This window comes from Nonomuraea sp. ZG12 (genome assembly GCF_052068115.1).
Taxonomy (GTDB): Bacteria; Actinomycetota; Actinomycetes; order Streptosporangiales; family Streptosporangiaceae; genus Nonomuraea.
In genome coordinates, this window is record NZ_JBQHCW010000005.1 from 181730 (window position 1) to 199296 (window position 17567).

Genomic DNA, 17567 nt, shown 5'->3' on the forward strand with positions numbered 1-17567 from the left:
TTTATCGTACAGTAAGTCCGTAATTTGTAACAATGCTATCGTGGCGGTGTTTCTGTCAAGGGTCATCGCACCCTGGCCGGTGGCTACCGCGCAGGAGGAACAACGATGACCCGACCCGCTATCGAGCGAGTCCTGCACGGCCTTGTCGACCTGCACTGCCACTCCGGGCCCAACCCGCTGCCACGCGCGTTCGACCACGTCCAGGCCGCCAAGGACGGCGAGCGGCTGGGCATGCGCGCCTTCCTGGCGAAGTCCCATCACCACAACACGGTGATGGACATCCTCGCGATGGGCGACCGCCTGGCCGGCGTGAGCACCGCCGTCTACGGCGGCATCGCACTGAACAACCAGGTCGGCGGCATCAACCCGTACGCGGTGGAGATGTGCCTGCGGATGGGCGGGCGATGCGTCTGGTTCCCCACCATCTCCTCCAGCGCGCACGTCGCGCACCACAACTCCGGCGGCGGCTTCCCCAAGCCGACGATCCCGCTGACCACCACCCAGGTCGACGTCCGCGGCCCGGACGGCGCGCTCCTCCCCGAGGTCGGCCAGGTCATCGAGGTCATCGCCGAGACCGGGGCGCTGCTGTCCGCCGGGCACATGGCTCCCGACGACATCCGGGAGGTCTTCACCGCCGCGCGTGACGCGGGAGTCCGGCGACTGGTGGTCAGCCATCCGAACTTCGTGATCGGCTCCGACCCCGCGCAGTGCAAGGACTTCATCGAACTCGGCGCCTACATCGAGCACGAGACCAGCATGTACGACTCCGAGGTCGCCCAGGCTCGCGGCGGCCCGGAAATGCTGATGGACTGGATCGAGCGGATCGGGCCGGAGCACACCGTGCTCGCCTCCGACCTGGGCCAGGTCGGCCGCCCGATGCCCGTCGACTCCTTCATCCGGGTCGGGTCCGCCCTGCTGGATCTCGGGCTGCCCGAGAAGGACCTGCGGCAGATAGTCCGCGTCAACCCGTCGTACCTGCTCGGCCTGGACGACTGACCGTAAGGACGCATCACATGTACAGCCCCAACGATCCTCGTGCGGCGCTCAACACGAGCACGACCACGAGCACGACGGATCCGAACGCCCCCATCGCCGCGCTCGCCACCTACGAGTTCCTGACGCTGCCGCCGGACGAGGTCACGGAACTCGGCAGCAGGACCTGGTACGTGCGCGCCCAGAACTTCGTGCTCGCCTTCACCCGCCTGATCGCCGGTGACACGCTGCGCCGCGACGCGGCCGCGCAGCGGGAGGAGTACGTCATCGTCCTGCCCCACGACGACATCACGATCGACGTGACGGCCGGCGCCGAGAGCCAGGAGGTGAGCGGGAGCGGCGTGATCATCGTGCCGCCCGGCGACAGCCACCTCAGCGCTCACGGCGACGCCGACCTGGTCCGCCTGTTCGACGTGCGGACCACCGACCTCCTCGCCCGCTGCGGCAACGCCTCGGCGTACGCCGAGGCCCACCCGCGCGTCGCCCTGCTGGAGCCGTGGCCCGACCCGCCCGCCGGCCACCGCCTGCGCGTCTACCGGAACGCCGACTTCCCGCTGAAGCCCGGCCGGTTCGGCCGCATCTTCCGGTCCAGCGCTTTCATGGTCAACTTCGGCGACCCCAAGAACGGCCCGCGCGATCCCGACCGGCTCTCCCCCCATCACCACGACGACTTCGAGCAGTGCTCGCTGACCGTCGCCGGCGACTACATCCATCACGTCCGGACGCCCTGGACGTCGAAGCGCTCGCAGTGGCGCGCCGACGAGCACGCGGCCGTCGGCAGCCCCGCCGTCGCGATCATCCCGCCGCCCACCGTGCACACCAGTCAGGCGGTCGGCGAGGGCACGCACATGCTCATCGACATCTTCAGCCCACCGCGCGCGGACTTCTCCGCCAAGGCCGGATGGGTGCTCAACGCCGATGAGTACCCCGCCCCCGAGCACATCACGACGGCATGACCTTCTTCGCGAACGCCTCCGCGCAGGCGCCACGGCTGGGTACCTGGATCAAGCTGGCGACCACCGAGAGCGTCGACATCATGGCCAGCGCCGGATTCGACTTCGTGGTCATCGATCTCGAACACTCCCCGCTCGACCTCACCCTCGCGGCCCGGATGATCAGCGCTGCCACGGCCTACGGCGTCGACCCCCTGGTCCGGGTGCCCGACCACCAGGGCTCGACCATCCAGCGGGTCCTCGACGCCGGCGCGCGGGGCATCCTGGTCCCCCACGTCGATTCGGTGGCCGACGCCGAACGGGTGGTCGCGGCCACCCGCTTCCCGCCCCTCGGCCACCGGGGCGCGGGCGGAACCAGCCGCGCGGGCAGATGGGGGCTGACGCCCCGGGACGAGTACATCCGGGTCGGCAACGAGGACGTCGTCTGCATCCCCCAGCTGGAGAGCCCGGCCGCCATCGACGCCGCCGCCGGCATCCTCGCCGTGCCCGGGATCGACGCGGTGTTCCTGGGCGCCGGCGACCTGTCCGTCTCCCTCGGGGTCCGCGTGAACGATCCCGTGGTCAAGGAGTCGCTCGACCGGGCGCGAGCCGCCGCCGCTGCGGCGGGCAAGCCCTGCGGCGCGGCCTGCGTGGACGCGCCCTCGGCCGTCCGGACCGCGGCTCTCGGCCACCAGTTCCTCATCATGGGCAACGACGCCACCATGCTCGCCCGCACGGCCCACTCGATGGCGCAGGCGTTCCGGGAGCAGATCGGCGGCGCTTCATGATCGTCGGCAGCTGGCGGCTGGTCGACTACGTGATGGAGGGCGCGCCCGACGACGGCGCGCGCCCTCTCGGGGACAAGCCGCTCGGGCTGCTCATCTACGGGCCCGACGGCCACATGTCGGTGCAGTACATGGCGGGCGACCGTCCGCCCCTGCGGTCGGACAACTGGCGCTGGGCCACCGACGCGGAGAAGCTCGCCGCCGTACGGACCTTCGGCGCGTATGGCGGACGCTACGAATGGTCCGGCGACCGCGTCATCCACCAGGTGGAGACCGCGATCTACCCCAACTGGATCGGCGCCAAGCTGGTCCGCCTCGCCGTCGTGGACGGGGACCGGCTGATCCTGCGCGCCGAGCGAACCCCCGGCCGACCGCCCACCCCCATCCTCACCTGGGAGCGCATCCGATGACCATGATCGACGCCCACGCGCACCTGGTGACCGGCGACCCGGCCTACCCGTTCAACCCGCCCGGCGGCACGGTCAGCGAGGCCGTACGGAACGACCCGATGACCGCGGAGCGGCTGCTCTCCGCGCTGCGGGAGCACGGGCTGTCGGGCGCGGTCGCCGTCCAGCGCGCGCACGTGTACGGCTACGACAACAGCTACGTCGTGGACTCGGCGACTCGGCACCCCGGCCGGCTCGCCGCCATGTGCGTGCTCGACGCGCAGGCGCCGGACGCGGCGGAGAGCGTGCGCCGCTGGGCGGAGCGCGGCGCCGTGGCCGTCCGCCTCACCTCGCCGGGCGGGAACCAGCACGGCGGCACGCCGGGCACCGACTGGTTCGCCGGTGCGGAGGCCCGCCAGGTGTGGCGGCAGGCGAGCGAGCTCGGGCTGTCGATGTGCCTGCACATCTACCGCTGGAACCGCGACGAGAGCCTGCGGGCGCTCGCCGCGGTGACCCGCGAGTTCCCCGGCACGCCGGTGGTCCTCGATCACATCGCGAGCGTCGAGACGGACCGCGCCGCCCCCTACCCGGGGGCCGACGGGCTGCTCGCGCTGGCCGACCTGCCGCAGGTCCTGGTCAAGGTGACGACGCTCAACTTCGCCCGGATCATCGCGGCGGGCGTCAAGCCGTCGGTCGTGGTCGAATGGCTGGTCTCCCGATTCGGCGCCGAGCGGGTGCTGTGGGGGTCGGACGTCACCCAGACCCCCGGCGCCTACGCGGACATGGTCCGGATCGCCCGCGAGTCGGTCTCCGGCCTGTCCGACCGGGACGCCGCCCAGGTCCTCGGCGGGACGGCCGCCGCGCTCTACCGCATCACGGCACCATGACAGGCGACCTGTCGGGCGGCATACCTCTCGTGGACACTCATGTCCACCTGTTCACCCGCGCGCTGCCTCTCGCGGCGCGGGCGTGGACCCGGCCCGAGGGCGAGCTGACGGCGGAGACGTTCCTGTCGATGATGGACGAGCACGGCGTCGACTACGGCGTGCTCTCCGCGATGAGCCTGCTCGGCGACCTGAACGACTACACGATCGACGCGTTGCGCAAGCACGAGCGGCTGCGCGGGACCGTCATCGTCGAGCCCACCACCGATCGGTACGTCCTGGAACGGATGAAGGCGGACGGCGTGGTGGGCGTCCGGTTCCAGTGGCGGCGGCTCGCCGACCTGCCGGATCTCACCGACCCGGCGTACCGGCGGCTGCTGTTCCGGGTGGCGGACCTCGACTGGCACGTCGAGCTGAACATCGAGGGCGACCGGTTGCCGCCGGTGCTCGACCGGCTGACCGCCTCCGGGGTGAAGGTCGTCGTCGACCACTTCGGCGATCCGGACCGGGACGCCGGCTACACCGGAGCCGGCGGGGCGGCGCTGCTGCGGGCCCTCGACACCGGCAGGGTATGGGTGAAGCTGTCGGCGGGCTACCGCTTCGACATCAGCCCGGACACCCTGGCAGGCCACGCGGCGACACTGCTCGGGGCAGCCGGGCCGGAGCACGTCTTCTGGGGCAGCGACGCCCCGTTCGTCGGCGCGCGCCGCCCGGTCACCTACCGCGACGCCGTCGGCTCCTTCGCCCACCTGGTGCCCGACCCCGCCCTGCGCCGCCGGATCTCACTGGCCGCGCACGCGTTCTACTTCGGCTGACCACCAGGTCTCCTGCGGCACCCGCGCCGAACGGGCCGAGCCGCCCCAGCACCGGCTGGGGCGGCTCTCGCCGGTCACTTCGGGGGCGGGGTGTGGCTCTGCAGATGCTCCGAGAACCCGGCGAAGTCGGCGGCGAGTTGCTCCGCGCTCCACCCACCGTCGCGATGCGTGACGAACGCCTCCTTGGGATGCGCCCAGATCGCGAACCGGTCGCCACCGAACCCGATGTACTGCCCGGTGACGCCGGCCGACTCGTCCGAGGCCAGGTAGACGACGAGCGGCGCCACGTCCTCGACCTTGCCGATGCCGCGCCGGCGCAGGTCGGCCGGGACCGGCCCGCCGGCCTCGACCGCGGCGACGACCTCGGTCAGCGCCGGGATGGTGGCGGCCATCCTGGTCAGCGCGGTGGGCACGATCGCGTTCACGGTCACGCCCAGCTTCGCCGTCTCGATCGACCACACCCGCACCATGCTGATGATGGCCGCCTTGGACGCGGCGTACGCCGTCTGCCCGAAGCTGCCGTACTGACCGGCCGGTGAGCCGACCAGGATCAGCCGGCCACCGCCGCCCTGCTCCCGGAACTGGCGCACCGCGGCGCGACCGCAGGTGAAGGTGCCACGTACGTGGCTGTCCACCACGAGGTCGAACTCCTCGTCCGTGACCTTGGCCAGGGTCCGGTCACGCAGCGCGCCGGCGTTCGTGCACATCACGTCCAGGCGGCCGAACTCGGAGACCGCCCGCCGCACCAGCGCGTCGGCCGACTCCGTGGCGCCGACCGCGCACACCTCGGCGACGGCACGACCTCCGGCCGCGGTGATCGCCTCGACGGTCTCCTTGGCGACATCGGCGTCGATGTCGTTGACCACCACGGCGGCACCGGCCGCGCCCAGCGCCTCGGCGTACGCGCGGCCGAGGCCACGCCCTGATCCGGTGACGATGGCCACCTTGTCGTTGAGCCGCATGGGCTTCCTTTCTCCGTTATCCGCTGATCTTCACCGTGTTGAAGTGGTAGTCACCGATCACCGGCACGTCCAGGCCGGTGACGCCCTTACGGAAGGCCCCCACGTAGGTCACGCCGCACACCGGGATCACCGGCGGTCCGGCTTCCGTGACCTTCTTGATGATCTCCTGCATCGGGGCCGTACGCTCCGCGACGTCCTCGCTGGCCCGTGCCTTGGCCAGCAGCTCGCCGACCCCGTCGAGGGAGAAGGCGCCCGGGTTGTACGAGCCGCCCTTCATGTAGAAGTCCTTGACGAACTGGCTCGGGTCGGGCCGCCCGGACTGTACCAGCGCCACCGTGGCGGTGAACTTGCCGGTCCGGCGAGCGGTGATCATCTGCTGGAACTCCAGCACCTTGATCGTGGCCTTGATCCCGACCTGCTGCAGCTGTGCCTGCAGCGCCTGGGCCAGCACCTGGTACGACGTGTTGGGGCCGACCTCCAGCGTCAGCTCCATACCGTTCGGCAGGCCGGCCTCGGCCAGGAGCTTCTTGGCCTTCTCCGGGTCGTAGTAGGAGGACACGTCGTTCAGTTCGGGCACGTTCGCCCAGAAGCCCTCCTGGAACGGCTGGACCAATCCGGCGCAGGAGTTCTCGTACAGGTTCTTGTTGATCGACTCGCGGTCGATGGCGTACAGCAACGCCTGCCTGACCTTCGGGTCGTCGAGCTTTCCGGCGCCCGTGTTCAGCAGGATTCCGTTGAAGGTGGTGTTGGGGGCCTTGATCACGGTCATGCCGGCCGCCTCGGCCTCCTTGATCTGGCCCGGCGTGATCGAGGTGCCGTCGGCCTGCCCGGACACCACCGCCCGCAGCCGGGTCGACTCGTCGGAGTAGACCGTCATCTCCACGCCACCGATGGTCGTCTCAGCGGCGTTCCAGTAGCCCTCGAACTTCTTGAAGGCCACCTTCCCCACCTGCAGCGAGGCGAGCTCGAAGGCTCCGGTGCCGACCGGCTTGGACGGGAGGCTCGGGTCGTCGAGCGCCCCGGGCGCGACCACGATGCCGGCCTCACCGGCGAGCAGGTTGATCATGTAGCCGGCAGGCTCGGAGAAGGTCAGTTTCACCTCGGCCGGGCCGACCACGTCGACCTTGTCGAGCACCGACAGCGACGACACGAGGGCGCCGCTCTTCTTGTACGCCTCCAGCGACGCCTTGACGGCCTCGGCGTTGAACTCCTCACCGTTGTGGAACTTCACCCCCTCGCGCAGCTTGAAGGTGATCACCTTGTTCTCGTCCGAGAACTCCCACTCGGTCGCCAGGCCTGGCTCGATCTCACCGGCCGCACTCCGGCCGACCAGGCTCTCGTAGACCACGTCGAGGAACACCGGGTCCAGCGGGGCGGCCTTTCGGGGGTCGAAGGAGGTCGGGTTGCCCGGCACGGCCCAGCGCAGGACGGCCGCACCGTCGGGAGCGCCGGCAGCGCTCGACGACGGCTGGTCGGTCGTTCCGGCGCCACAGCCGGAGAGGGCGAGACCGGTGGCGAGGACCGCACTGGCCGATTTGACTGCTGCTCGTTTCACGGCTTTTGCCTCCATATTTCAGAAGCGAGCTTGGCTGGTTTGACTGGCGACCCGCGGTGCTCCCCGGCTCCGTCGTCAACGTGCCGGCCCGTATCCGCGTGTCCCGTTGTTCTCGGTGACCTGTCTTCAGCCGTGACGCTGAACTCCGCCCCCACCAGGTCCTGGTCTTGAGCCGCGGGCTAGTCGGCCCACAAGCGGCCGCTGGCGATCGCGGCGCCTTCGGAGAGCGCGGCGAGCTTCGCCCACACGATCTCCTCGTGGCCCACGCGCGATCCGATTCCGCAGTCGGTCCCCGCCTGCAGGTTCTCCTTTCCCACCACACTGGCGAAGTTCGTCAGCCGTTCGGCGATCAGTTCCGGGTGCTCGACCAGGTCGGTGGCATGGCTGACCACGCCGGGCACCAGGATCTTGCCCTCGGGCAGTTTCACGTCCTCCCACACCCGCCACTCGTGCGCGTGCCGGACATTTCCTGACTCGATGGCGTAAGCCTGTGTGTTGACCTTGATGAGCAGATCCGCGATGTGTTCGAGGCCGATGTCGTGCGTGTGCGGCCGGTGACCGCTGCCCCAGCAGGTGTGCATCCGGATCTGCTCGGCGGGCAGCCCGTCGATGCTGTGGTTGATCACCTCGACCGCGAACTCGAGGTAGCGGCGCAGGTCCTCGACCGTCCACGTGGGGTGGAACTGCCAGGTGGTCGCGAACTCGGGCTCGTCGATCTGCAGCACCAGTCCGGCGTCGGTGACCGCCCGGTACTCCTCGCGGAGCGCCTCGGCGACGGCGAACATGTACTCTTCCTCGCTCGCGTAGTGCTCGTTCCTCGCGCCCGCGCCCAGGCTGAGCGGCCCCAGCGCGGCGATGAAGCCGTCCACCTCCTTGCCGTCGACGGCCGTCCTCATCGCCGCGATGTCGGCGGCGATGGCGTCCTGGCCGATGTACGTGATCGGCGAGGTGCACACCCGGCCCGACGTCGGCATCTTCGGTACGGCGCCGGGGGTCGCGAAGCCGGGCCTGACCGGCCCACCGGCTCCCGACAGCCACAGGCCGGAGGCGTAGGTGCCCGGGAAGTCCGCCTTGTCGCGCGCGGCGACGTACTCGCGCTTCGGCGGGACGCTCGGGTCGATGGGCAGGCTCTCCCAGCCGGTCACCCGGGCGTGGATGTAGCCGCTGTAGCCGGCCATGTTCGCGGCCTTGACGTACTCGCCGTCGTTGACGGTGTCGATGCCGCACTCGATCTGACGGGCGACGACCTCGGCCACCGCCCCCGGCAGGCGCGCGTCGATGGCCTCCCGGTCGCCCTGGGCGATCAGCTCGTCCAGGTCCTTGGGACGCGGCAGGTTGCCGCCGTGCGAGGTGAGGATCCGGTTTTCGCGCCTCATGCGAGTCTCCTAGCCACGATGTCTTCTCCCGCGCCGACGCGCAGGAACTTCTGCAGTTGGTGCCGGGCGCTCGACTGCGCGACCCAGCCGGGTCTGATGGCGAAGCTGTACGTCACCTCCGCGACGTACAGGTCACCGTGGGAGTCCAGGGCGATCCCGTGCGGTGCGATGAAATTGCCGACCGCCGTGCGATCCGTCGTGGAGTCCCCCCACCGCTCGACCACGCGGCCGTGCGGGTCCAGCACGGTCAGCCGGGCGGGCTGGTCCTGCTCCACCTCGCCGTGCACGAAGGACCTCTTGCCCTCCGGCCGCCACAGCTCGACGACGTATACCGAACCGTCCGGGGCGATGGTGAGGTCGCACGGGCGCCGGATGTCGGTCCACTCCTCGACGAAGCGGCCGTCCGGGGTGAAGATCTGGATCCGGTCGTTCTCCCGGTCGCCGACGAACACCCGCCCGTCCGCCGCGATGTCCAGGCAGTGCGGCAGGTGGAACTGCCCCGGACCGGTGCCGGGCTCGCCCCAGGAGCCGATCAGGTCACCGGACGCGGTGAACCTGTGCACCCGGCTGTTCCCGTACCCGTCGGTCACGTAGAGGTCGCCGTCCGCGGCGACGGCCAGGTTGGTGGGCCGGTTGAACGGCCCGCCCGCGTACCGGACGCCCTCGACGCTGTGCACCCGCACCGGACGGCCGGAGACGAACCCGGTGTCCGACGCCACGCCGGCCGTGCCCAGCGTCATGAGCAGGTCTCCCTCGGGGGTGAACTTGCGGACCGTGTGGTCGCCCGCGTCGACGCAGTAGACGCCGCCGTCCGGCCCGACGGTCAGCCCGTGCGGCGTGGTGAACAGGCCCTTTCCCCAGCTGCGGACGAAGGTGCCGTCGCGCTCGTACACGATGACCTGGCCGTCGAAGCGGGTGAACAGGTAGACGCGGTCGGCGGCGTCGACGTCCACCGCGGCCACGTCCGCGTGCTGGAGGTCGGCCGGCAGCCGCTCCCAGTCACCGTCGACCTCGAACCGGTGCCCGTGCCCGCGCATAACCGCCGTCATGACGCCGCCCCGGAACGCGGCGCCGGCAGCCAGCCCCACGGGTGCGTCCCCCAGCCGGGCGAGACCAGCGCGCCGGCCCGTACGGTCTGCACCGGCCGCAGGCCGAAGCCGCCGTGGAAGACCTCCTGCTTGGTGTCGACGAACTCGAAGTCACCCTCGACCAGGTCGAGCACCGTCAGGTCGGCTTCCCGGCCGACCGCGATCGCGCCGAGCTCATGCTCGGCGCGGATCGCCCGCGCCGCGTTCGCCGTGGTCATCCGGACCACCTCGGACAGGGTGTAGCCCACGGCCATGAACTTGGCCATGCACTCCAGCAGGGAGTGGAAGGTCTCGCCCGCCGCCGTCAGGTCACTGCTGATGGTGTCGGGGAGGAGACCGAGCGCGCGTTGCTCGCTCGCGACCCGGTAGCCGAAGTTCCCCCTGCCCAGCGCCGAGTCCAGGGTGATGCCGCGCTCGCGGGCGGCGAGCAGGGCGGGCATCATCCGGTCCGCCGCGTCCATCACGCCACCGTGGTTCGGCGTGCACAGATGGGTGAGGATGTCTCCCGCGTCGAGCTGTTCGATGGCGAAGCGGGTGGCCGGTTCGAGCAGGTGCGGATCGGGCCGCCGCCGCGCGGACAGGTCGCCGATGTGCACCATCAGCGGAACCCCGTGCTCCCTGGCCACCGCCTTGGCCGCGGACACGATGTCCTTGCCGTGCGTGGCGACCAGCGGTCCGACCAGCCGCAGCTTGATCCCCTGGACCAGCCCCGGATTGGCGGCGACGCACTTGGCGATCGCGACCGGGTCGATCTCGGCGAGGTCGTTGACGTCGATCATGGTGGGCATGGTGTGCGCGTAACTGCCGATGTTCAGGTACGGGATGACCCGCGTCCTGGCGTTCGGCTGGATGTAGGCGGAGAAGACGCCGATGTTGGCGACGCCGACGGATCCGGCGTCGACCAGCGTGGTGACTCCCGACCGCACGCCGATGTCGTCGGGGTCGCAGCCTTCCATGCCCACGCCGGGGGTGATCGCCCCGTGCGCGACGTGCGTGTGGATGTCGATCAGGCCGGGGACCACGTAGCGCCCGGAGCCGCTCGCGTCGATCACCCGGCGGGCCGAGTCCGCCGGGATGTCCTTCCCCACCGCCGTGACCCGGCCGCCGGTCACGGCGATGTCCATGACACCGTCGAGCCCCTGCCCGGGGTCCAGGACCCGGCCGCCCTTGATCAACAGGTCGCACCGGGTGGCCTGGTCGTCGCTCATCAGTCCTCCTGTCAGTGCCGCGGATCGCGGCGCGTCCCGCTCAGCGGGCCGGGGATGTGCTGGTGACTTGCTCGTCGCGGTGGGGAAGGGGTGGGGTCGGAGATGGCTCGGGGTCAGAAGTGGTCCCAGCCCGCGGGCAACGCGGACATCTGCACGGCCCAGGCCTGTTCGAGCGTCTCGGCCGAGCCGGCGAGCCCGATCCGGTCCAGCACCTCGTACGCGTCGGCGCCGGGCCGGCGTACCGGATGGCCCAGGCGCGGCGGGTTGCCGTGCACCCGGATGGCGATGCCCGGCATCACCACCTCGCCGACCTCCTCGGAGATCTGGGTGACGGTGAGCCCTTTGGACCGGGCCCACGGGTCGGTCATCAGCTCCGCCAGGGTCGTGACCGGATGCGCGCCCAGCCCCGCCTCGGTGAGGCGGTCGGTCCACTCGCGGGCGGTGGCGGTACGGAAGGCGGCCTCCAGGGCCGCTGCCACCGCGTCGCCGTCGGACCCGTCGAGGCCGGACAGCGCCCGCTCCAGGCCGGGGACCTCACGGAGCACCGGCAGGGACCGCCGGGCCGCCCCGAGGAAGAACCACCGATCGGCCGCCTGGTAGAACCGATGCCACGCGCCGAGCCCGAGAGCCGACGGCCCGCTCGGCTCGACCGGGAGCGCACCCGTGGGAACGTTCCCACCTGGCGCGACGGCGGTGAGCTCGCGTGCGGGGCGCACCGCGAAGCTCGCCTGCTGGTAGCCGCCCGTCTGGGTGAGTGAGGTGCGCACCTGCTGGCCGGCGCCGGTCAGCTCGCGATGGTAGATGCCCACCGCCGCGGCGAAGGCGGCCATGGCGCCGGTGCCGTAGTCCAGAAGGTTGTAGGGGCCCAGCACGGCCGGCCGGCCGTCGCCGCCCGCCCTGGTCATGATCCCGGTCGCCGCCTGGCCCTGGGTCTCGTATCCCCGGCGGCCCGCCCATGGCCCGCCGTAGCCGTAACAGCTGACGGAGACGTAGACGATGTCCGGGCGGCGGGCCCGGACGTGCTCGTAGCCCAGGCCGTAGCGCTCGGCGGTCCGCTCGGGGAAGTTGTGGGTCAGGACGTCCGCTTCGTCGATGAGCCGCCAGAGGACCTGCTGGCCCTGGCTCGACTTCACGTCCACGAGGATCGTCCGCTTGCCGCGGTTGACGAACCCGTGCGCGCCGACGCGCCGCTGCGGCGAGTTGATCTTCACGACGTCGGCCCCGAACTCGACCAGGATCCGTCCCGCGCTCGGCCCGGCCAGGATCTGGGTGAGGTCGACGACCCGCCGCCCCGCGTAGGGCAGCGCGATCGGATCGGCCTCGACGCGCAGCGGGCGGGCGGGGGACGCCTCGGCGGGCGACCCGAGCTCGGCACTCGACAAGCGGGCCGGTGACGCGAGCTCGGCGAGGATCTCGGCACGGTCCGCGTCGGGCAGGTGCCGGGGCCTGCCGGGCAGCGCGGGGGTGGCGGACAGCCACACCGCCGAGCCGGGCATCGCCGTCGCGCCCAGCTCCGGATCGTCGACCACGACGACCTGCCCGGAGGCGAGCGCGTGGTCGTTCTCCAGCCACTCGGCGAGCGTCCGGACGGCGGCGAGCGGGACGCCCGCCACGCCGGCGAGCTCCTCCCACTCGCCCGCCGGGCGGGTCCGGAACAGCGCGGTGAGCCGGTCGTGCAGCAGCCGGCGCAGCTCCAGGTCGCGATCCAGCCGGGCGCGGTCGGTAAGGCCCTCGCCCACCCAGGCTGTTACCCCGGCCGCGTCCAGGAACCAGGCGAGGAAGCGGGGCGTCGCGCCGATCGGGTTGAACTGCACGTACCTGCCGTCCGAGCAGCGGTACGTGCCGCTGCCGTTGGAGCTGATCGCCCGGTCCGGCGGCAGCCCCTGCGCGACCGGGTAGGCGCCGCTCCCCCCGATGGCCTCGAACATCGCGTCGAACAGCGGGACCTCGACCCGGTCACCACGCCCGGTGCGCTGCCGCGCGGTCAGGCTCGCCACGATCGCGAAGGCGCCACAGAACGCCGCGAAGTTGGACGCGACGGGAATCGCGGTGTAGGTCGGCCGGGTGTCGTCCCAGCCGTCCGGCGCGTGACCGGCCCGGATCCGGCAGTTGCCGGTGGCGGCCGCGATGACGCCCTCCCAGCCGGGGACCCCGGCGCGCGGGTCGTCGGCCGCGAAGCCCGGCAGCGAGCAGTAGACGAGCCGCGGGTTGGCGGCGCGCAGCTCCTCCCAGCCGAGCCCGAGCCGGTCCATCACCCCTGGCCGGAAGTTCTCGATGAGGACGTCGGCCCGCTGGACGAGGTCGCGGGCGACGCTCAGGTCCGCCGCGTCCTTCAGGTCGAGGCTGATGCGCCGCTTGCCCCGATTGAAGAACGCGTCGTGGGCCGGGGGTGTGACGCCAGGACGGTCGACGTGCACCACGTCGGCTCCCTGGTCGGCGAGCATGACCGCGGCCAGCGGCCCGGCGACGTGGTGACCGAAGTCGACGACGCGGATCCCTCGGAGAGCTCCCGGCCGTTGCTCTGGGGTGCTCATCGCGATGTCTCCTGGGGCTCGTTGACCGGCGCGTCGTCCGGCTGGTGCAGGACACAGGCCACGCTGTGCTGGACGCCGATCCGCAGCAGCGGCGGGTCCTGGTGCGCGCACTCGTCCTGGGCGACCGGGCAGCGGGTGCGGAAGCGGCAGCCCGACGGGGGGTTCGCCGGATCGGGCAGCTCGCCGCTGAGCACGGTGCGGCGGCGCGACCGCTGCACCTCCGGGTCGGGCACGGGCACCGCCGACAGCAGCGCCTTGGTGTACGGGTGCCGCGGGTCGGTCGCGATCTGCTCCGCGGTGCCCTCCTCGACGATCCGGCCCAGGTACATCACCGCGATCCGGTGCGACAGGTGCCTGACCGTGGCGAAGTCGTGGGACACGAGGACCATCGCCTGCCCGGTGTCCTGCTGGATCGACAGCAGCAGGTTGAGGATCTCCGAGCGGGTGGACAGGTCCAGCGCGGAGGTCGGCTCGTCGGCGACGAGGACGCTCGGCGAGAGCGCCAGCGCGCGGGCGATGCAGACCCGCTGCCGCTGCCCGCCGGACAGCTCGTCCGGATACCTGTCGACGAACGCCGGATCGAGGGTGACCCGGCCGAGCAGCTGGGCGGCGCGCTCACGCATCTCGCCCCGGCCGATCTTGCCGTGGACCAGGAGGGGCTCGGCGATGGCGTGGCCGATCGTCTTGGTCGGGTCGAGCGCGCCGTACGGATCCTGGAAGATGACCTGGAGCCGGCTGCGCATCTCCTTGAGCTCGCTGCCGCGCGCCCTGCTGACGTCCTTGCCCTCCACCTCGACCGTGCCCTGGTCGGGCTTGAGCAGCCGGGCCATCAGCCGGCCCACCGTCGTCTTGCCCGATCCGGACTCGCCCACGATGCCGACCGTGGTGCCGGCCCGTACCTCCAGGTCGACTCCGTCGACGGCGCGGACGCTCTCCAGCGTCCGGCCCAGCATGCTGCGGCGCAGCGGGAACGACTTGGTCAGGCCGCGCACGCGCAAGACCACATGATCCTCAGCCACGGACGGTCCCCTTCAGAATCAGGTCGCCGGAGGCGACGCGCCCGCACCGGGTGCGGCGATCGTCGCCGATGGTCGTGTCGGCCTGTGGTCGCCGGCAGACGTCGTCGACGCTGTGCCCGCAGCGGGGCTCGAACCGGCAGCCGCCGGGGAACTGCCCCGCGGACGGGACCCTGCCCGGGATGACCGTCAGGCTGGTCCTGGCCCGGCCCGCCTGCGGCACGGCGGCGAGCAGCGCGCTGGAGTACGGGTGCTGCGGCTCGTAGAAGAGCCGGTCGACGGGGGTCCGCTCGGCGATGTGACCGGCGTACATGACGACCACGTCGTCGCAGAAGTCCGCGACCACGCCGAGATCGTGGGTGACCAGCAGGACGGCCAGATCGAGGTCCCGTCGCAGATCGCGCAGCAGCTCCAGGATCTCGGCCTGGATGGTGACGTCCAGGGCGGTGGTCGGCTCGTCGGCGATCAGCAGCTTCGGGTCGCAGGCGATGGCGGCCGCGATCATGACGCGTTGCTGCATGCCGCCGCTCATCTCGTGCGGGTAGGACCCGAGCCTGCGTTCGGCGTTCGGGATGCCGACCCGGCTCAGCAGCTTTCCCGCCTGCTTGAGCGCCACCGACCGCCGCTCGCCCAGGTGCAGCCGGCGCACCTCGGCGATCTGGTCGCCGACGGTCATCGTCGGGTTGAGGCTGCTCATCGGCTCCTGGAACACCATGCCGACCGGCCCGCCCCGGATCCGGCGGAGCTCCCGCCGGCTGCAGGTGAGCAGGTCGACCCCGTCGAAGCGGATCGAGCCCGCCGAGACCCGGACGGCCGCGGGCAGCAGGCCCAGGATCGCCATGGAGGTCAGCGACTTGCCGCAGCCGGACTCGCCGATCAGCGCGACCGCCTGCCCCTTGCGCACCTCGAAGGTGACGTCTTCCACCAGTCCGGGCTGCCCGACACCGCCGGGCAGATCGATGGTGAGGCCCTCGACGGACAGCAACGGCTCGGCGGCGTCGCTTCGCTGTCCCGGTCCTGCTGTCATGTCCGCCTCCTGAGTCCGACGGCGTCACGGATCGAGTCACCGATCGTGTTGAACGCGAGCACGGTCAGCACCATCGCGATTCCGGACGGCACCACCGAGAAGGGCGAGTGGAACTGGTTGGTGTACGCGGCTTTGAGCATCGAGCCCCAGCTGGCGTCGGGTGGCTGGACACCCAGGCCGATGAAGCTCAGGCTCGCCTCGGCCAGGAGCGCGACGCCCATCAGGATCGTGACCTGGACCAGCAGCGGAGCGGCGATGTTGGGCAGGATGTGCACCCACAGGGTGCGTCGGGTGGACGAGCCGATGGCCACCGCCGAGTCGACGAAGGTCTCCTCCGCGACGGCCAGCGTCGCGCCGCGTACGACTCTGAACAGGCCGGGCGCGAAGATGATGCCGACCGCGAGCATGGCGTTGACCAGCCCCGGGCCGAGCACCGCGACGATGGCCAGCGCCCCGACCAGCGCCGGGAGGCTGAGGATCGTGTCGGCCAGCCGGCCCGCGACGGCGTCGACGACACCGCGGCGCAGGCCGGCCCACAGCCCGAGCGGCAGGCCGATGAGCAGCGCCACGCCCACCGAGATGAGCGGGGCGATGACGGCGATGCGCGAGGCCTGGATGATCCGGCTCGCGACATCGCGCCCGAACTCGTCGGTGCCGAGCAGATGCGTCCAGCTGAGCTCGGCGAACCTGTTGCCGAGGTTCTGCGCCTCCGGGTCGTGCGGGGAGACGAGCGGGCCGGCGATCGCCAGGAAGACGAGGAGGGCGACGAAGGCGACGGCGGTGGCGCTGGCCGGCCGGCGCAGGATCGTCAGGACGACGTGACGCGCGGGGCGCGAGCTCTTGACGGCGGCGGTGGGGAGCGTGGTCGTCGTGGTGGTCATGCCGTACGCACCTTCGGGTTGATCCAGCCGTAGGCCAGGTCCACGATGAGGTTGATCGCCACCACGATGACGGCGCTGAACAGGACGTAGCCCTGGATCATCGGGTAGTTCCGTTGCAGCACCGAGTTGATGGCCAGGGAGCCGAGGCCGGAGATGCCGAACACGGCCTCCACCACGATGACCCCCCCGAGCAGTCGTCCGGCCTGCAGGCCGAGTACTGTCACGACAGGGATGGCCGCGTTGCGCAGGATGTGCCTGCGGACCAGCCAGGCTCCCGACGCGCCTCGTGCCCGTGCCGTGCGCACGTACGGGCGGGTGAGCACGTCGGCGACGCAGCCCCGGGTGTGTCTGGCGAGCTCCGCCGAGGTGGCCAGGCCGAGTGACGTGGCCGGGAGGATCACGTGGGAGAGCCACACCCCGAATCCCTCCCTGATGTCGACGTATCCGGTCGCCGGTAGCCAGGGGTTGGCCAGGGCGAACAGCGATACGAGCACCATCGCGAGCCAGAAGCTGGGCATCGCGATGCCGAGCGTGGCCAGGGCCGACACGGCCCGGTCGATCCAGCTGCCCTGGGTCAGGCCCGCGACGATCCCGGCCGTCACGCCGACCACGACCGCGACCCCGATCGCCATCAGGGTGATGATCACGGTCGGGGGCGCCGCCTCGAGGATCGTCGAGGAGACCGACCGGTTGGTGAACAGCGAGTCACCGAGATCTCCCTGCAGCACGCCGGCGAACCAGCTGACGTACTGCTCCAGGACGGGCTTGTCCAGGCCGAGCTCGGCGCGGATCCTGGCCACTTCGGCCACAGTGGCGTTCTCACCTGCGATCACCTCGGCCACATCGCCGGGAATCAGCTGCACCAGCAAGAAGGTGAGTATCGAAACAAGCCACAAGACCAGCAGACCGCCGCCGAGCCGGCGCATTACCATGCCTGCGCTCACCGCCACCTCCGTCCAGCACTGCGCGGAACGAAGACTGTGTCGGAGCCGGGCGAGACACTCGCCGGCTCCGTCCGTGTCACATCGATCCACCGCGCCGTTGTCCGATAATGGGACAAAATGTGCAATAGTTGTAAACGCAATGCTGCCCTGCGGCTACGTGGGCGTCAAGAGGGAGCCGTTG

Annotated in this window: 16 protein-coding genes; 6 read left to right on the plus strand and 10 right to left on the minus strand. The window is 71.1% G+C overall.

Annotated elements, in window-relative coordinates; all coding sequences use genetic code 11:
* The first annotated feature begins 105 nt into the window (after nucleotides 1–105).
* The 6 genes from ACTMTF_RS17510 to ACTMTF_RS17535 are packed head-to-tail and all read left to right on the plus strand — an operon-like array spanning nucleotide 106 to nucleotide 4795.
* Nucleotides 106–996 (plus strand): DUF6282 family protein, encoded by an 891-nt coding sequence (locus tag ACTMTF_RS17510; RefSeq protein WP_441111619.1) that lies wholly within the window; start codon nucleotides 106–108, stop codon nucleotides 994–996.
* 17 nt (nucleotides 997–1013) lie between these two features.
* Complete coding sequence (locus tag ACTMTF_RS17515; protein ID WP_441111620.1) at nucleotides 1014–1949, plus strand: hypothetical protein; 936 nt, start codon at nucleotides 1014–1016, stop codon at nucleotides 1947–1949.
* Nucleotides 1946–2713, plus strand: coding sequence for an HpcH/HpaI aldolase family protein (locus tag ACTMTF_RS17520; RefSeq protein ID WP_441111621.1), 768 nt, complete (start codon nucleotides 1946–1948; stop codon nucleotides 2711–2713). The genes ACTMTF_RS17515 and ACTMTF_RS17520 overlap by 4 nt, the downstream gene beginning before the upstream one ends.
* Nucleotides 2710–3120 carry a lipocalin-like domain-containing protein gene (locus ACTMTF_RS17525; protein ID WP_441111622.1) on the plus strand — a complete coding sequence of 137 codons (411 nt, stop codon included), beginning with the start codon at nucleotides 2710–2712 and terminating at the stop codon, nucleotides 3118–3120. Before ACTMTF_RS17520 ends, ACTMTF_RS17525 begins: the two co-directional genes overlap by 4 nt.
* Complete coding sequence (locus ACTMTF_RS17530; RefSeq protein WP_441111623.1) at nucleotides 3117–3983, plus strand: amidohydrolase family protein; 867 nt, start codon at nucleotides 3117–3119, stop codon at nucleotides 3981–3983. The genes ACTMTF_RS17525 and ACTMTF_RS17530 overlap by 4 nt, the downstream gene beginning before the upstream one ends.
* Nucleotides 3980–4795: an amidohydrolase family protein gene (locus tag ACTMTF_RS17535; RefSeq protein WP_441111624.1), complete on the plus strand. Its 816-nt coding sequence runs from the start codon at nucleotides 3980–3982 to the stop codon at nucleotides 4793–4795. The genes ACTMTF_RS17530 and ACTMTF_RS17535 overlap by 4 nt, the downstream gene beginning before the upstream one ends.
* Nucleotides 4796–4869: 74 nt before the next feature.
* On the opposite strand, the gene ACTMTF_RS17540 is transcribed toward ACTMTF_RS17535, so the two are convergent.
* From ACTMTF_RS17540 to ACTMTF_RS17585, 10 genes are all read right to left on the minus strand, one after another.
* A complete protein-coding gene (locus ACTMTF_RS17540) occupies nucleotides 4870–5757 on the minus strand; it encodes an SDR family NAD(P)-dependent oxidoreductase (RefSeq protein ID WP_397007251.1) in 888 nt (295 codons plus the stop codon).
* Between the two features lie 16 nt (nucleotides 5758–5773).
* The gene (locus tag ACTMTF_RS17545; RefSeq protein ID WP_441111625.1) at nucleotides 5774–7312 is read right to left on the minus strand and encodes an ABC transporter substrate-binding protein; all 1539 of its coding nucleotides are present in this window, start codon (nucleotides 7310–7312) and stop codon (nucleotides 5774–5776) included.
* 179 nt (nucleotides 7313–7491) lie between these two features.
* A complete protein-coding gene (locus tag ACTMTF_RS17550) occupies nucleotides 7492–8688 on the minus strand; it encodes a cobalamin-independent methionine synthase II family protein (protein WP_441111626.1) in 1197 nt (398 codons plus the stop codon).
* Nucleotides 8685–9776 (minus strand): peptidyl-alpha-hydroxyglycine alpha-amidating lyase family protein, encoded by a 1092-nt coding sequence (locus ACTMTF_RS17555; protein WP_441111627.1) that lies wholly within the window; start codon nucleotides 9774–9776, stop codon nucleotides 8685–8687. The genes ACTMTF_RS17550 and ACTMTF_RS17555 overlap by 4 nt, the downstream gene beginning before the upstream one ends.
* On the minus strand, nucleotides 9734–10984 hold the full coding sequence (locus ACTMTF_RS17560; protein WP_441111628.1) for an amidohydrolase family protein: 1251 nt from the start codon (nucleotides 10982–10984) through the stop codon (nucleotides 9734–9736). The genes ACTMTF_RS17555 and ACTMTF_RS17560 overlap by 43 nt, the downstream gene beginning before the upstream one ends.
* A gap of 113 nt (nucleotides 10985–11097) precedes the next feature.
* A complete protein-coding gene (locus ACTMTF_RS17565; protein WP_441111629.1) occupies nucleotides 11098–13518 on the minus strand; it encodes a CaiB/BaiF CoA transferase family protein in 2421 nt (806 codons plus the stop codon).
* The gene (locus tag ACTMTF_RS17570; RefSeq protein WP_397007263.1) at nucleotides 13515–14537 is read right to left on the minus strand and encodes an ABC transporter ATP-binding protein; all 1023 of its coding nucleotides are present in this window, start codon (nucleotides 14535–14537) and stop codon (nucleotides 13515–13517) included. Before ACTMTF_RS17570 ends, ACTMTF_RS17565 begins: the two co-directional genes overlap by 4 nt.
* Nucleotides 14530–15561, minus strand: coding sequence for an ABC transporter ATP-binding protein (locus ACTMTF_RS17575; protein WP_441111630.1), 1032 nt, complete (start codon nucleotides 15559–15561; stop codon nucleotides 14530–14532). Before ACTMTF_RS17575 ends, ACTMTF_RS17570 begins: the two co-directional genes overlap by 8 nt.
* Entirely contained in the window at nucleotides 15558–16442 is an 885-nt protein-coding gene (locus tag ACTMTF_RS17580; RefSeq protein WP_441111631.1) for an ABC transporter permease, read from the minus strand. The genes ACTMTF_RS17575 and ACTMTF_RS17580 overlap by 4 nt, the downstream gene beginning before the upstream one ends.
* The gene (locus tag ACTMTF_RS17585; RefSeq protein ID WP_441111819.1) at nucleotides 16439–17374 is read right to left on the minus strand and encodes an ABC transporter permease; all 936 of its coding nucleotides are present in this window, start codon (nucleotides 17372–17374) and stop codon (nucleotides 16439–16441) included. Before ACTMTF_RS17585 ends, ACTMTF_RS17580 begins: the two co-directional genes overlap by 4 nt.
* Nucleotides 17375–17567 lie beyond the last annotated feature (193 nt).